Here is a 14,367-nt window from a genome sequence, read left to right on the forward strand (position 1 = left end):
CACATGAGACACCCTCTGATCATTCTATTTTTAGTACTCCAGTTCGCCACGGCTTCATTCGCCCAATACAGCATCCGCGACCCGAAAGCCATTCCGCTGCACGGCGAATGGGTGTTTGCAATGGACCCCAATGACGTCGGCGAAACCGGGAAATGGTACCGCGAAGACGCCCCGCTCAACCGCTGGAATAAGGTGACGGTGCCGCATTGTTTTTCGGTCGATCCACGCTACCAGTTTTATACCGGCACGGCCTGGTACCGCCGGACGTTTCCGTGGCAACCGACTACCGGAAAACGCGTGTTGCTCCACTTCGATGCCGCGTATTATGAAACCGTCGTCTGGCTCAACGGGCAGAAAGTCGGCACGCACGAAGGCGGGTACACGCCGTTTCACTTCGATGTAACGGATTTCCTGAAAGCAGGTACCAACACCATTGCGGTTTCGGTCGATAACAACACCTGGAAGGTCGGCACCATTCCCGGCTCGAAAGACAACAACGAACCCAACGACCCGTTTCCGGGCTGGGTCAACTACGGGGGCTTGATTCGTCCGGTGTACCTGACCGTCGAACCGGCCGTATATGTCGAAAATGTAAAAATCGAAGCGATGCCTGACTTGGCGAAAGGAACCGCCACGCTGAAGATCAAAACCAGGATTCGCAACACCACCGGCCAAACGAATGCGCCCAAACTGGCATTCCGGGTCGAGCAGGCCGGTAAAGTGATCCCGCTTAGCTGGAAACAGCAAGCTGGTAGCGCTGCGAATCAAACCGTGGTGCTGGAGGCCGAAACCGCGCTCAAAGCCGCCGATGTCAAACTCTGGAGCCTCGACCAGCCGACTTTGTATGACGTTCAGGTGATTGCCGGAACCGATACCGTCCGGACTCATTTTGGCATTCGCAAAGTGGAAGTTCGCAATGCGCAACTGTTGCTGAACGGCCAGCCGATCAAGGTTGCGGGTGGCAACCGCGTGGTCGATTACCCGGCCCTGGGATCGCTGGAACCGGACTGGCTGGTTGAAAAAGACCTGCGGCTGATGAAGGAAGCCGGGATGGAACTCCACCGCCTGACGCACTACACGCCCTCCGAAACCGTCTACGACTGGGCCGACCGCAACGGGATGCTGATCATCACCGAAGCCGGCAACTGGCAGATTACCCCGCGATTGATGGACAACGATACCATCCGCACCAAATTCCGCCAGCAATTCCGCGAGATGGCCGAGCGCGACTGGAACCACCCCAGCGTCATCGCCTACAGCGTGGGGAACGAATATCTGTCGGAGCAACCCGCCGGGCAGCGCTGGACCAAAGACATGATTGCCTACGCCCGCGAACTCGATCCAACCCGGTTGTACACCTTCGCGTCGATGCGGCTGAACATTCTGCCAAAAAAACCGGAAGACGAAGCCAGCCAGTACTGTGATTTCATCTCGACCAATACGTACGGCAACCACCTCAACGTCCTGAAACATATTCACTCGCTGTATCCCGACAAACCGATTTTCATCAGCGAATACGGCACCCGGGCCGACGGCAACAATGGCGAAGCGGGTCAGGTGACGCACCTCGAAAAATTCCTGAACGATGTCCGGCCACTGCCTTACGTGATCGGTGCCTCCTGGTGGTCGTTCAACGATTACCTCAGCCGCCACGACGGCACCAACCCCGACGGCACCCGGCCCTGGGGACTCGTCCGGCACGACCGCTCGAAACGGCCGCTGTATGCGACCCACCAGACCGGCATGGCTCCGTTGACGATTGAAAAAATACGCTGGAAAGCCGGCCCCGAAGGCACACACACACTCACGATCCGGCTAACGGCCCGGCCCGATTTTCCGGCGTATGCCCTGAAACAATACCGCCTGAAAACCGGTGCAGCCACCCAACTGATTCCCGATTTACAACCGGGCCAAACCACTGATATTATACTTACGGTAACCGGTTTTGATAAAACAATGACCGTTGAGGTTACAAAACCCACGGGCTTTTCAATTCTTACGCAAACGATTGATCTGACGAATGATACGCGAACAAGCAACCGATAAACGAAGTCCGAAAACCGTCCGGTATGAGGCTGATTTGGTGGTGGTAGGCGGAGGACTTTCCGGTACCTGTTGTGCCATTACGGCGGCCCGGGCGGGCATCCGGGTTGTGCTGGTGCAAGACCGGCCCGTTCTGGGCGGCAACTCGTCCAGCGAAGTCCGGCTCTGGGTGCTGGGAGCCACCTCGCACATGGGCAATAACAACCGCTGGGCGCGCGAAGGCGGTTTTATCGACGAACTCCTGCTCGAAAACCTGTACCGGAATCCGGAAGGGAACCCGCTGATTTTTGACACGATCCTCCTCGAAAAAGTCGTCAACGAGCCGAATATCAAGCTCTTGCTGAACACCGCAGTTTACGAAGTAGAGAAATCTGCGGCCGGCGCTCCGGATGCCGAAACCATTACCGGACTGAAGGCTTTTTGCAGCCAGAACAGCACGGCCTATGAGTTGGTGGCTCCGCTTTTCTGTGATGCCTCGGGCGACGGCGTCGTGGCGTTTCAGGCCGGGGCCGCGTTCCGGATGGGCGCCGAGTCGCGGGAGGAGTTTGGGGAGAAGTTTGCACCCACCGCCGAATATGGCGAACTGTTGGGGCATTCGCTCTATTTCTACTCGAAAGACACGGGCAAACCGGTTCGGTTTGTGCCGCCTTCCTACGCATTGCAGGACATCACCCAGATTCCGCGCTACCGGCGATTCAATACCAAAGAATTTGGTTGTCAGTTGTGGTGGATCGAATACGGCGGTCGGCTCGACACGGTTCACGAAACCGAAACCATCAAGTGGGAACTCTGGAAAGTGGTTTATGGTGTCTGGAATCACATCAAGAATTCCGGGCAGTTTCCTGAAGCCGAAACGATGACCCTTGAGTGGGTCGGGCAGATTCCCGGCAAGCGCGAAAGCCGCCGGTTTGAAGGGGATTACATGCTGAAACAACAGGACGTGGTCGAGCAACGGACGCATCCCGACGCTGTGGCATTCGGTGGCTGGTCGCTGGATTTGCACCCCGCCGATGGCGTTTTTTCCGAAAAACCGGGCTGCAACCAGTGGCACAGCAAGGGGCTTTACCAGATTCCGTACCGCTCATTTTACAGCCGAAATATCAAAAACCTGTTCATTGCCGGACGGATCATCAGCGCGTCGCACGTTGCGTTTGCTTCCTCGCGGGTGATGGGAACGAGTGCGCACGGCGGACAGGCCGTGGGGATGGCCGCAGCCTTGTGTACGCGCGACGGCCTGCTACCCCGCGACCTGACCGAACCGGTGCGTATGCACGAACTGCAACAGGAACTGCTGAAAACCGGTCAGCACATTCCGGGTTTAGTACTGCACGACGAGCGCGATTTAACCCAAAAAGCCACCCTTTCGGCTTCCAGCGAACTGGTTTTGAATGTGTTGCCAGCCGACGGGCCTCTGGTGCCGCTAACGGCCTCAGCCGCTCAGATGCTGCCATTGCCCGCCGGGCCGGTTCCCGGTGTGACGGTTTGGGTCAGTGCCGACCAGGCCACTACCCTGACGGTTGAACTGCGTCGCAGCAACAACCCGGACAACCACACGCCGGACGTCACCCTTCAAACCCTGACCCTTTCGGTACCCAAAGGCAAACAGGAACTCGGTCTGAATTTTGAAGCCGCACTGGAAGAAGCGGGGTATGTTTTTGTAACCTTTTTGAAAAACGAGCACATCCGGCTGCAATACAGCACCCTACGGGTGACGGGTGTTCTGTCGGTATTCAACAAAGTCAACGCGGCTGTTTCCAACTTTGGCAAACAGGAACCGACGGAAGACATTGGGGTAGATGCATTCGAATTCTGGACGCCCGAGCGACGGCCCAAAGGACAGAACATCGCTTTGAAAATTGCTACCGGGATTGCGCTGTTTGGCGTGCAGAACCTTCGCAACGGGATTCAGCGACCAACCAACCAACCCAATGCCTACGTGGCAGACCCGAATGATCCGAATCCGACGGTTACCTTAAGCTGGCCAACGGCCCAGCGCATCGGTCGTGTGGAGTTGTTTTTCGACGGTGACTTCGACCATCCGCTCGAAACCGTGATCATGACGCATCCGGAGACGGAAGTGCCGTTTTGTGTTCGCGGTTATCTTCTTTGCAACGACCGGAAGGAGCGTATTTACCAGGAAAATGACAACCACCAGACCCGCAACACAATCCGGTTTGAGCAGGCCGTTGAAACCCGTAGGCTGACCATTCACCTGAAAGCCATGAATGGGCCGGTTCCGGCTGCCTTGCTGGAAGTCCGGTGTTATGCCGACTAGCCAACCGCTCTTTTCCATTTCCCGGTTATTCCCGGATCGGATTAGGCGGTTCGGGAATAACTCTTTATAAATCAGCTAAAAGAAATAAGTTGTTTTCGTAACTAATAAAGCCTATCTAGCGTTATATCCAGTATATGGTGCCGCTTCTCCATCATCGATTTTGGCTTCCTGATTGACAAATACCTGTAGGCAGCCACTCTTCTTTTTTGTAAAGCACTGTATTTCAGAGTATATACTATGATTATCGAGTTGGTCTGATCATGGTAAAACGACCGCCTGGTACCTTTATCAACCGGTTTGTTGACCGCTCTTTCACTATTAAACAACATAGAGAAAATGGTACATGCGATTCAATTGCTGAAAGAAAAAATTAAAACGATCGGAGTAACGCAATGGAACAACCTGCTTCATCGGGTTTTCCGGCCGGTAATCGGCCCCTCACAATCCATTTACAATTCAGTGGGAAACGGCCTGTTTGGATTTGATCAGGCACCTGCTAAAAGCTATCAGATGATTCCCGTCGCAACGCCTAAAACCGCTTTTCAACCCCGGCAACCGAAGCGCTATCTTCTGGAAGATATCCGCTAAACAACCGACCGTGTGTTGAAAACGATTTCGGTAGGCGATTCTCCATTGAAGAAATCCGCCTACTGGCTCATTTGTCTCGAAAATTCGGGCGAATGCAATAATTTTTATTTTACGAGATGAAGGAATTAGCCACCAAACTCCAGAAAATGCAGGAATTTGGCACACCCACCGTCGGTGGTTATGTCATTACAAATTTTTACCGGTCGAACGCTCACAGTGGGCCGACTACCTATCGATTGCATTTTAAAAGAGAAAAAGACCTGACTCCTCCTTCGTTTGACGTTGTTATTCAATACATCGAATCATTTCAGGTAGACTACAAAGATCCGGGGCACGATACGGAGCGGTTTTCGTTTCCTAATTATGAATCCGTAATGGCCTATCTGGCGGCTAAGTAAGAACCCCATCCATACAATTTACGAACGCGAAATGGAGTCGTGGCAAAATGATCGGATCGTTTTGCCACGATTCCATTTCGCGTTTCTTTTTCAAATCATCCACTAAATCATTGTTATATTTATATTTTCTCCTTATTGTAAATAATATAATTTTTTATACAATTCTACTACACCATTCAAATATCTCTTGAAAACGAAGGAGTTAAAAACCGCATTGATTTTATCTATACCGCATCAATAAATCGAATTTACATCCTAGCCGGTTTTTTTGCATTTTTGTATTGAATTTAGATTTTACAACCTGTATAAATATTTGAAAACTATGAAAAATCAAATCGTTTCCGTCGGATCGACCTTTCCGGACTTCAAGAAACTGGCCGTTGTATCGCTGGACAAAGGCAACGAATTTTATGAAATTTCTTCCGACGATCACAAAAACGCCGGCAAATGGCTAGTGATGTTCTGGTGGCCGAAAGACTTTACGTTCGTATGTCCCACCGAAATCGCCGAGTTCAACAACAAGTTCGAAGATTTCGCCGACCGGGATACGATCGTGATTGGTGCTTCGACCGACAGCGAATTTGTTCACCTGGCGTGGCGCAAAAACCACGACGATCTGCGTGGTCTGAAATTCCCGATGCTGGCCGACACCTCGAAATCACTGGCGGAAGAGCTGGGTATTCTGGAAGCCAACGAAAAAATTGCTTACCGCGTCACGTATATCGTTGATCCTCAAGGCATCATCCGGTGGGTTTCGGTAAATGACCTCTCGGTAGGCCGGAACGTAAACGAAGTCATCCGCGTTCTGGATGCCCTGCAAACCGACGAGCTTTGCCCCTGTAACTGGGTAAAAGGCGAAGAAACGCTAACGGCTTAATTTTAATTGTGAATGATAGAATGAGTGAATGAGTGAATAGCTCCGCCAAATCAAACTCCCTGCGGAGCTATTCACTCATTCTATCATTCACGCATTCACGCATTCAAAAAATGACCACGTCCATTCAAAACGAAACCATACTGTCGCTGCTGACCAATCTGGGATTGGATACGGCGGCTTCCTACCCGGCGCTCGAAACGCTGGGGCAGGTTGACCACCGGTATTTGCGCGATCTGAAGATTAACATTGGCAATGTGCTGAACAGCAGTCAGCATCTGTCGAAGAAACACGCCTATCTGCTGGCGTTGTCGGTTGCTGCAAATGAAAAATACCAACCATTGATCGACAGTTTTTCAGCCATTGCCCGTCAGGAAGGCGCCACAGACGCCGAAATCGCCGAAACGCTAGCCTGTACGTCGCTGTTGAGTACCAACAATATTTTTTACCGCTTCCGGCATTTCACCGGCAAAGACTACTACCAACAAACGCAACCCGGTATTCGGATGAGCATCATGATGAATCCGGTGCTGGGGAAAGAATTTTTCGAGTTGGTTAGCCTCGTTGTCTCAGCCGTCAATGGGTGCGAATTGTGTGTGCGTTCGCACGAAGAAAGCGTCTTGAAACATGGTGCCACGGAGGCCCGGGTATTTGATGCCATCCGGCTGGGATCGGTTGTAAAAGGACTGATTACCATTTTATAACGCATTACCTACACTTCATTGACCAACCTGCGGGACTTTAAAAGTCTCGCAGGTTTTTTTTTGCCAAATAATAAAACAAGCTCCTTAATGTAACCACTTCCCGCACATTTTAAATAAGTTTACCTGTCAGAAATACCTATTCCCTCCTAGATCACTATAGCATGAAAAAGTTACTACGAATTTTATTAATCGCCGTTGGCGTCATTGTACTGATCGGTATTGGCGGTTTCGCCTATGTAAAACTGGCCTTGCCCGATGTCGGCCCGGCACCGGAGCTAACGGTTCAGACCGACTCGGTGCAAATCGCCCGGGGCCGCTATCTGGCCAACCACGTGGCGGTTTGTGTCGATTGCCACTCCGAACGCGACTGGAACATCGTGAGCGGCCCGGTGATTCCGGGAACTGAAGGCAAAGGTGGTGAAGCGTTCACCCGCGAAATGGGTTTTCCGGGTGTTTATTATGCCCGTAACATCACCCCGGCCCACCTGAGCGGCTGGAGCGACGGAGAAATCTACCGCGCCATTACGGCCGGTGTCAGCAAAGACGGCAGTCCGTTGTTTCCGGTTATGCCCTACGGTAATTTTGGTCAGGCCGACCCCGAAGACATCAAGGCCATCATTGCGTATGTGAGAACCCTGAAACCGATCGAAAACAAGTCCATTCCGAGTCCCGAGTCGGACTTTCCGATGAGTTTGATCATCAACACCATTCCGACTAAAACCGAAGGTGGCAAGCGTCCTGATCCGGCCGATTCTGTCGCTTATGGAAAATACCTGACAACATTTGCCAGTTGTGGCGACTGCCACACGCCCGTAGACGACAAGGGGCAGCCGCTTCCGGGGATGGCATTTGCCGGTGGGCGGCAATTTCCGATGCCCGTCGGAACCGTTCGCGCGATGAATCTGACGCCTGATGCAGAAACGGGACTGGGTTCGTGGACAAAGCAGGCTTTCATTGCCCGTTTCAAAGCTGCCGAAAAAGATTTCAAACACCCCTCAACCGGCGAATTTGAAGGGTTCAACACCATCATGCCCTGGATGATGTATGCCGGCATGAGCGAAGAAGATTTAGGCGCTATTTATACGTACCTCAAAACCGTCGCACCGGTGAAGAATGCCGTTGTGCGGTTTACACCGAAAGGCAAAGAAGTCGCCAGTCGGTAAATCACATCGGTTTATTTGTGTTTACTGAGCCGAAAGGGCAGTGTAGTTGACAAAAACGAGTGAAGGCCCGCTGTTGAGCGGGCCTTCGTTATTCCGGGTCTTCCTGAACATCGACGCCCAGGTAAATTTCGCTCATGGGAATCTCCGCATCGACGGACTCCAGCCGGACGGTATCTGTTAGTCTCCAGTAGGTAGCGATTCGCCAGAGATCATCTTCCACTTTGGTAAATACATCCACCAGAACGCGATCGGGGCTTATTTGAACGTATTGTTGAAACGACGGAATCTGGCGGTACAACCGAAATTTCCAGCGTTTATCGTATCCTTTCGTGGATGGCGAAAATACCTCAATGATTACGATGGGGTTATTAGCGGCATTCTTGTTAATCCCAAAAGTCTGCAACGGGCCGCAGATGATGCTGGCATCGGGATAAACATATTGACTCTCCGACAGGGCGAGGGCCAGATCAGAATTATAGACGCGGCACGGTTTCCCTTTCAAACTGTTTCCCAGTTCACGCGTTGTGTTCGTTCCAACCAAACTGTGAGCGGGAGTCCCACCCGCCATATCATAAATGACACCATTGATGTATTCATGTTTGACATCTGATTCCTGCTCCAATGCAAGGTATTCCTCGACGGTATAATGAGTTTTTTCAACTACCTGACCCATAGTTTATTTGCTCTAAGATGTCAATATACTAATAATCTGGCATTAGGCCGTCCGCTTCACCAGGTCGACCAGCGTTTCGATCCAGATGGGGCTGTCGTTCAGGCTTTCGACCAACTGCCAGCGTTCTCCGCCGTGTTTTTCAAACAATTCCCTGTATTCAACGCCCACTTCAATGATGGTTTCCAGACAGTCGGCAACGAAAGCCGGGGAGAAAGCCAGCACACTCTTGACGCCTTGTTTGGCCAGTTGCGGGATCACATCATCCGTATACGGCTGAATCCAGGGATTTTTTCCCAGTCGGGACTGGAAACAGGTCGTGTATTTCCCTTCCGGAATACCCAGTTCCTTCACCAGTCGCCGGGTGGTATCGAAACACTGCGCCCGGTAACAATACTGGTTCATGGCGTGCAGTGAATCGCAGCAATCGCCCAGTTTACACACCTTTCCCGTCACGTCGCCTTTCAGGATCTGGCGTTCAGGCAAACCGTGGTAGCTGAACAGTACATGGTCGTAGTCTTCCTGCGCCAGGTATTTTCGACCCAGCCGGACAAATCCTTCAATGAATTTGGGGTGATCGGAAAACCGGTTGGTAAACCGGATCTGCGGAATTACCTGCCATTTCCCAACAATTTCCATCACTTTCTCGTACACCGAACCCGTGCTGGCCGACGCGTATTGCGGAAAAAAGGGAATGACAATGATTTCCGTCAAACCCAGTTGCTGAAACGCCGAAAGACCGGCATCGATGCTCGGATTCTGATACCGCATCGCCAGTTTCACCACGTAATCGTCACCCAATGCTTTTTGCAATTCCCGCTCCACCACCTCACCGTAATATTTTAAGGGAGAACCATTTGCGGTCCATACTTCCCCATATACCTTTGCCGATTTGGGAGCGCGAAACGGTGCAATAATCCCATTGACCAGGAACGTGCGGGAAACCACCGGAATGTCGATCACCCGACCGTCCATCAAAAACTCGCGGAGGTATTTACGGACATCCGGCACCGACGGGCTGTCGGGCGTGCCGAGGTTGACAATCAGAACGCCGGTTTTACCGGGCTGTTTCTGAACGGAAATTGATTGCTGCAAAACAGGCAGGGCCTGACCGGGTACTTCCATAGTGAATAACTTGATTGACAAATCAAAATTACAACGGAATTGGTATCAACTCAATCACTATCTTTTATTTTTGTATCGAAATTATTGATAAAGAAGGGTTGTGATGGTTGTGATGGCTTGAATGGTATAAAATGGTTAATAAACTGTTTGAGTTAACCGGGGAGAGCCCTAAAAGGGCGGTCTGTCAATAGTATCATCCGTTAGTAGTAGCTCCGGAGGAGCGGCCTGAAGTTGTTTTTAGACCGCTCCTCCGGAGCTACTACTAACGGATGATATTATTGACTATTGACAGCACAGGCCTCCGGCCTTAATTCAAACAACTTTTAAGAGTTACTTGCTGCGAAAACCGCCTGAGCCATTCAAACCATCACAACTGTTTTTAACCATCACAACCATTTAATCATTCAAGCCATCACAACCATTTATGACCCTTTCACAGTTAGAATACATTGTTGCCGTTGATACCCACCGCCATTTTGCCACTGCCGCCGATCATTGCCACGTTACCCAGCCGACGTTGAGTATGCAAATCCAGAAACTGGAAGACGAATTGGGGGTGTTGCTTTTTGACCGGTCGAAGCAACCGGTGGTGCCAACGGAAACCGGTCAACTCATTCTGAATCAGGCGCGTGACGTATTGCGAACCGCCCGGCGGATTCCGGAAATTGTGAAAGAGTCGAAAGAAGATTTTAGTGGCGAGCTACGATTGGGCATCATCCCGACGCTGGCACCTTATTTATTGCCGTACTTCATTGGCCAGTTCATCGACCGCTATCCGGCCGTGACGGTCCACATTCAGGAGATGATGACGGAACAGGTGCTGGAACGACTGAAAAACGGACTGATCGACGTCGGGATTGTGGTTACTCCACTGGACGAAAATGGTCTGCTGGAAATTCCGCTGTTCTATGAGCCTTTTGTCGTCTATACTTCCGACTCCCATCCGCTATTCCAAAAAACCGCTATTTCGGCAACGGACTTAAAAACCGACGGTTTGTGGTTGTTGACCGAAGGCCATTGCTTTCGAAACCAGGTCGTTAGTCTGTGTGGAAACGACAAGCGACTGAACGGCAGCCAACCGTTGCGCTACGAAACGGGGTCGCTCGAAACACTCATCAAACTCATTGACAAACAGGACGGTTTTACGCTTCTCCCCTACCTGGCGACCCTTGATATGGACGCTGTCCGGAAGGCCCGCACCCGGCCTTTCGAGGCTCCACAACCGGTGCGGGAAGTCAGTCTGGTGATGCACCGCAGCTTTCTGAAGCGGAAGCTGATCGATGCACTGAAGCAGGAAATCGTCACCCACTTGCCCGCCGAACTGACCACGAAGAAAAAAAATACGATCGTTAGTCTTTAACGCCGTCCAAACCGCCGGCGGCTACCACCCCGAACATGAGTACCGGCACCTTCGCTCCGGCTTCCGTTGGAACTGCTGCCCGTCTGCGTCCGCAATGACTGCCCCGTTCCGGACGAAGCCGCAGCGGTTTCCATTGGATACGGATGGTTATCAACCACTGGTATAGACTTGGTAATCAACTTGTTAATGTCACGCAAATATTCTTTTTCTTCCGCATCGCAAAACGACAGCGCAATCCCATCGTGACCCGCCCGACCCGTCCGGCCAATCCGGTGAACGTACGTCTCCGGGACGTTGGGCAGTTCGTAATTGATCACGTGCGACAGTTCATCAACGTCGATGCCCCGCGCGGCAATGTCTGTAGCGACCAACACCCGTGTTTGCCGGCTTTTAAAGTTCGTCAGGGCGCGTTGGCGGGCGTTCTGCGACTTATTCCCGTGAATGGCTTCCGCCTGAATACCGGCTTTCAGCAAATCTTTGGCCACTTTATCGGCACCGTGTTTGGTGCGGGCAAACACCAGAGCCGATTCGATGGCTTTGTCGTTGAGCAGGTGGATGAGCAGTCGTTTTTTGTCGGTTTTGTCCACAAAATAAACCGCCTGCTTCACTTTCTCTGCTGTCGAAGAAACCGGTGTTACTTCCACTCTGACCGGTTTCCGCAGAATTGTATCGGCTAATTTGGAAACGTCCGGCGGCATGGTAGCCGAGAAAAACAGCGACTGGCGTTGGGCCGGTAATTTGGCAATCACCTTTTTGACATCGTGAATAAAGCCCATGTCGAGCATTCGGTCAGCTTCGTCGAGCACGAACAATTCGATATTTTGCAAATGCACGAACCGCTGGTTCATCAGATCCAGTAGACGGCCCGGCGTGGCAATCATGATGTCGACACCGGCTTTCAGGGCGAGTGTCTGCGAATGTTGCGGAACTCCGCCGAAAATAACCGTATGGCGCAGGTTCAAATACTTTCCGTAGGCGGCAAAACTTTCACCGATCTGGATCGCCAACTCGCGGGTAGGCGTTAGAATAAGGGCTTTGATGGGGCGGGGACCGCGTTCCGGACCTTTTCCGGCTTCCAGAATTTGCAGGATGGGAATGGCAAAGGCGGCCGTTTTTCCGGTGCCGGTCTGGGCGCAACCCAGCAAATCCCGGCGTTCCAGCAAAATGGGGATAGCCTGTTCCTGTATGGGGGTGGGGGTAGTATATCCTTCGGCGCTCAGGGCCTTCAGAATGGGCTCGATGAGCGCTAATTTGGTAAAAGACATGTGTTGAATTTAATACTTGTACCTGTACAACCCTACCAGGACAAATAAAGTGCCATTACACCATCAACAACCGCCAAATGCCTTTATTCGCTCCAGTTATCGACAGATAATCCGGGTATCCTGCCGAAATGATTAACATTGTTTGTCACTAACACCAAATCATTTACAATAGCCGTACCGGCAATCAAAACATCATTGTGGCCAATGATCTGTCCTTGTTTACGCAATTCTGCAAAAATTTCAGCCGCACGCTGGGCACAGTTTGGCGTGAGAGGAAGAACTGTATTCAATTTAGCAAACTCCAAAAACCGATCCAATTGCTTTCTGGTATCCTTGTAGTAAAGTCCATTAAGAACCTCATAATACGTGACTACACTTAGATTCAAGCTGCCATATTCTTGTAAATACGTATCCAGTTTAGAAACGACGACAGGATGATTACGAAAAAATAAGAGAGTGTATCCGTGTCAATAATAGGCTGTTTCATAAATCAACCTCCCGGCTGAACAGTTCATTCCCGGCTTTTTTAGATTCGCTGCGAAATTCATTGAAATCCTGCTCCGACATATCGCCCCAGGAACCTGCCAGGCTTAAAACAGCCTTTCGGTGCTCCTCTATTGCCTGTCTATTATGACTGAACTGGGCCAGGAATTCGTCAACCTGTTCCAGATGTTCAACCGGAATAGCACTCAGTTTCTGGAGGATTGACTGGTATGTTTTTTCAGTTGTGGTCATGGCAACACATTTTTCATTGAACAAACTTGATCACCTTATTGGTTGCATACTGCGTTTATTTACATACTCATACCATCAACAACCGCCAGATACCCGAAATCAGCAGCAGAATCAGGCCAATGGGCGTCAATACTTTCCAGCACAGAAACATCATCTGATCGACCCGAACGCGGGGGAATGTCCAGCGCACCCACATCTGTACCAGCACCGCCAGCATAGCTTTCGAAAATAGCCAGAATACGCCGGTGATGTTGCCCCAGGCGGTTCCGGGCAGGCCGCTCGTCCAGTCGGCCAGGCGCAGGGGGCCGATGTTGGGCAGGGGCGTATTCCAGCTTCCCAGAAATAAAATGGCTCCCAGAAAGGAAACCAGCAGCATCATGGCGTATTCGGAGAGCATCAAAAGGGCAAACCGCATCCCGCTGTATTCGGTATTGTAGCCACCGACTAATTCGGATTCACCTTCGGGCAAGTCGAACGGGGCGCGGTTGCTCTCGGCCAGCGTCGTGATGAAAAAGACGATGTAGGCAATCAGCAGAAATGGATTGCGGAGAATATTCCAGCTAAAAATACCGCCCCAGTTTGTCACCTCGACGCCCAGTGCCTTCAGTCCGAACAGGTAATTGGTTTCTTCGGTGTAGATGCCCTGCTGAAAACTGATGGTCTGTAAATTCAGCGTCTGGCAAATCATGACCGCGCAAAGAATGGTCAGGCCGAGCGGTATTTCGTAGGAAACGATCTGCGCCACCGAACGCATGGCGCCAAACAGCGAATACTTGTTGTTGGACCCCCAACCCGCCATCATAATACCGATCACATCGACGGAAACGATCGCCATCAGGTAAAATACGCCCACTTCCGTTGCCGAGCCCTGCAAGTCGGGGGTTAGCGGCATCACGGCATAGCCCGCAAAAACCGAGGCAAAAATGATCAGCGGAGCCAGCAGAAACAGCTTCCGGTCGGCGGCTTTCGGCACAATATCTTCTTTCTGAAGCAGTTTCAGCAAATCTGCAATCAGTTGCAGCAGCCCGTATTTGCCCACTTCCATCGGCCCCAGCCGGTCCTGAATGAAAGCCGAAACCTTCCGTTCGAGGTAAACCCCAACGACCACAAAACTAACTGCAATGACTAAAAATATCGGAAGAGCGAGCATACTATACCCACGGACTT

14 protein-coding genes are annotated in these 14,367 nt (G+C 51.4%); 8 read left to right on the top strand and 6 right to left on the bottom strand.

The window, feature by feature from the left end:
• Window positions 1-3: 3 nt before the first annotated feature.
• The 7 genes from ACO064_RS02665 to ACO064_RS02695 all read left to right on the top strand — a co-directional run bounded on the left by ACO064_RS02665 (window position 4) and on the right by ACO064_RS02695 (window position 8,045).
• Window positions 4-2,046: a glycoside hydrolase family 2 protein gene (locus ACO064_RS02665; protein ID WP_421825867.1), complete on the top strand. Its 2,043-nt coding sequence runs from the start codon at window positions 4-6 to the stop codon at window positions 2,044-2,046.
• Window positions 2,021-4,318: an FAD-dependent oxidoreductase gene (locus tag ACO064_RS02670; protein ID WP_421825868.1), complete on the top strand. Its 2,298-nt coding sequence runs from the start codon at window positions 2,021-2,023 to the stop codon at window positions 4,316-4,318. Before ACO064_RS02665 ends, ACO064_RS02670 begins: the two co-directional genes overlap by 26 nt.
• 297 nt (window positions 4,319-4,615) lie before the next feature.
• Entirely contained in the window at window positions 4,616-4,906 is a 291-nt protein-coding gene (locus tag ACO064_RS02675) for a hypothetical protein (RefSeq protein ID WP_421825869.1), read from the top strand.
• 116 nt (window positions 4,907-5,022) lie between these two features.
• On the top strand, window positions 5,023-5,304 hold the full coding sequence (locus ACO064_RS02680; RefSeq protein ID WP_421825870.1) for a hypothetical protein: 282 nt from the start codon (window positions 5,023-5,025) through the stop codon (window positions 5,302-5,304).
• Between the two features lie 322 nt (window positions 5,305-5,626).
• Window positions 5,627-6,181, top strand: a complete 555-nt coding sequence (locus ACO064_RS02685; protein ID WP_114406186.1) for a peroxiredoxin — start codon at window positions 5,627-5,629, stop codon at window positions 6,179-6,181.
• A gap of 110 nt (window positions 6,182-6,291) precedes the next feature.
• Complete coding sequence (locus tag ACO064_RS02690) at window positions 6,292-6,882, top strand: carboxymuconolactone decarboxylase family protein (RefSeq protein ID WP_421825871.1); 591 nt, start codon at window positions 6,292-6,294, stop codon at window positions 6,880-6,882.
• A 161-nt stretch (window positions 6,883-7,043) separates the two neighbouring features.
• Window positions 7,044-8,045, top strand: a complete 1,002-nt coding sequence (locus tag ACO064_RS02695; RefSeq protein WP_421825872.1) for a c-type cytochrome — start codon at window positions 7,044-7,046, stop codon at window positions 8,043-8,045.
• An 88-nt stretch (window positions 8,046-8,133) separates the two neighbouring features.
• Here the strand turns inward: ACO064_RS02695 and ACO064_RS02700 are convergent, their stop codons facing one another.
• Both ACO064_RS02700 and hemH read right to left on the bottom strand, forming a co-directional pair.
• Window positions 8,134-8,718, bottom strand: a complete 585-nt coding sequence (locus ACO064_RS02700) for a Uma2 family endonuclease (RefSeq protein WP_421825873.1) — start codon at window positions 8,716-8,718, stop codon at window positions 8,134-8,136.
• A gap of 42 nt (window positions 8,719-8,760) precedes the next feature.
• Window positions 8,761-9,840, bottom strand: coding sequence for a ferrochelatase (hemH, locus tag ACO064_RS02705; RefSeq protein WP_421825874.1), 1,080 nt, complete (start codon window positions 9,838-9,840; stop codon window positions 8,761-8,763).
• A 424-nt stretch (window positions 9,841-10,264) separates the two neighbouring features.
• On the opposite strand from hemH, the gene ACO064_RS02710 reads away from it, so the two are divergent.
• A complete protein-coding gene (locus ACO064_RS02710) occupies window positions 10,265-11,200 on the top strand; it encodes a hydrogen peroxide-inducible genes activator (RefSeq protein WP_421825875.1) in 936 nt (311 codons plus the stop codon).
• Here the strand turns inward: ACO064_RS02710 and ACO064_RS02715 are convergent.
• From ACO064_RS02715 to nuoH, 4 genes are all read right to left on the bottom strand, one after another.
• Window positions 11,197-12,465 (bottom strand): DEAD/DEAH box helicase, encoded by a 1,269-nt coding sequence (locus ACO064_RS02715; protein WP_421825876.1) that lies wholly within the window; start codon window positions 12,463-12,465, stop codon window positions 11,197-11,199. The two genes, ACO064_RS02710 and ACO064_RS02715, sit on opposite strands and share 4 nt — an antisense overlap.
• An 83-nt stretch (window positions 12,466-12,548) precedes the next feature.
• Window positions 12,549-12,851: a type II toxin-antitoxin system VapC family toxin gene (locus tag ACO064_RS02720; protein WP_421825877.1), complete on the bottom strand. Its 303-nt coding sequence runs from the start codon at window positions 12,849-12,851 to the stop codon at window positions 12,549-12,551.
• A gap of 97 nt (window positions 12,852-12,948) precedes the next feature.
• Window positions 12,949-13,200 carry a hypothetical protein gene (locus ACO064_RS02725; protein ID WP_421825878.1) on the bottom strand — a complete coding sequence of 84 codons (252 nt, stop codon included), beginning with the start codon at window positions 13,198-13,200 and terminating at the stop codon, window positions 12,949-12,951.
• 67 nt (window positions 13,201-13,267) lie between these two features.
• On the bottom strand, window positions 13,268-14,350 hold the full coding sequence (gene nuoH / locus ACO064_RS02730) for an NADH-quinone oxidoreductase subunit NuoH (protein ID WP_421825879.1): 1,083 nt from the start codon (window positions 14,348-14,350) through the stop codon (window positions 13,268-13,270).
• Window positions 14,351-14,367 lie beyond the last annotated feature (17 nt).

It is taken from the genome of Larkinella sp. (genome assembly GCF_965227735.1).
Lineage (GTDB): Bacteria > Bacteroidota > Bacteroidia > Cytophagales > Spirosomataceae > Larkinella.

What these genes read in the sequence shown, in the direction of transcription:
- ACO064_RS02665 (WP_421825867.1), top strand. Translation starts at nt 4, where the DNA reads ATGAGACACCCTCTGATCATTCTATTTTTAGTACTCCAGTTCGCCACG.
- ACO064_RS02670 (WP_421825868.1), top strand. Translation starts at nt 2,021, where the DNA reads ATGATACGCGAACAAGCAACCGATAAACGAAGTCCGAAAACCGTCCGG.
- ACO064_RS02680 (WP_421825870.1), top strand. Translation starts at nt 5,023, where the DNA reads ATGAAGGAATTAGCCACCAAACTCCAGAAAATGCAGGAATTTGGCACA.
- ACO064_RS02685 (WP_114406186.1), top strand. Translation starts at nt 5,627, where the DNA reads ATGAAAAATCAAATCGTTTCCGTCGGATCGACCTTTCCGGACTTCAAG.
- ACO064_RS02690 (WP_421825871.1), top strand. Translation starts at nt 6,292, where the DNA reads ATGACCACGTCCATTCAAAACGAAACCATACTGTCGCTGCTGACCAAT.
- ACO064_RS02695 (WP_421825872.1), top strand. Translation starts at nt 7,044, where the DNA reads ATGAAAAAGTTACTACGAATTTTATTAATCGCCGTTGGCGTCATTGTA.
- ACO064_RS02700 (WP_421825873.1), bottom strand. Translation starts at nt 8,718, where the DNA reads ATGGGTCAGGTAGTTGAAAAAACTCATTATACCGTCGAGGAATACCTT.
- hemH (WP_421825874.1), bottom strand. Translation starts at nt 9,840, where the DNA reads ATGGAAGTACCCGGTCAGGCCCTGCCTGTTTTGCAGCAATCAATTTCC.
- ACO064_RS02710 (WP_421825875.1), top strand. Translation starts at nt 10,265, where the DNA reads ATGACCCTTTCACAGTTAGAATACATTGTTGCCGTTGATACCCACCGC.
- ACO064_RS02715 (WP_421825876.1), bottom strand. Translation starts at nt 12,465, where the DNA reads ATGTCTTTTACCAAATTAGCGCTCATCGAGCCCATTCTGAAGGCCCTG.
- ACO064_RS02725 (WP_421825878.1), bottom strand. Translation starts at nt 13,200, where the DNA reads ATGACCACAACTGAAAAAACATACCAGTCAATCCTCCAGAAACTGAGT.
- nuoH (WP_421825879.1), bottom strand. Translation starts at nt 14,350, where the DNA reads ATGCTCGCTCTTCCGATATTTTTAGTCATTGCAGTTAGTTTTGTGGTC.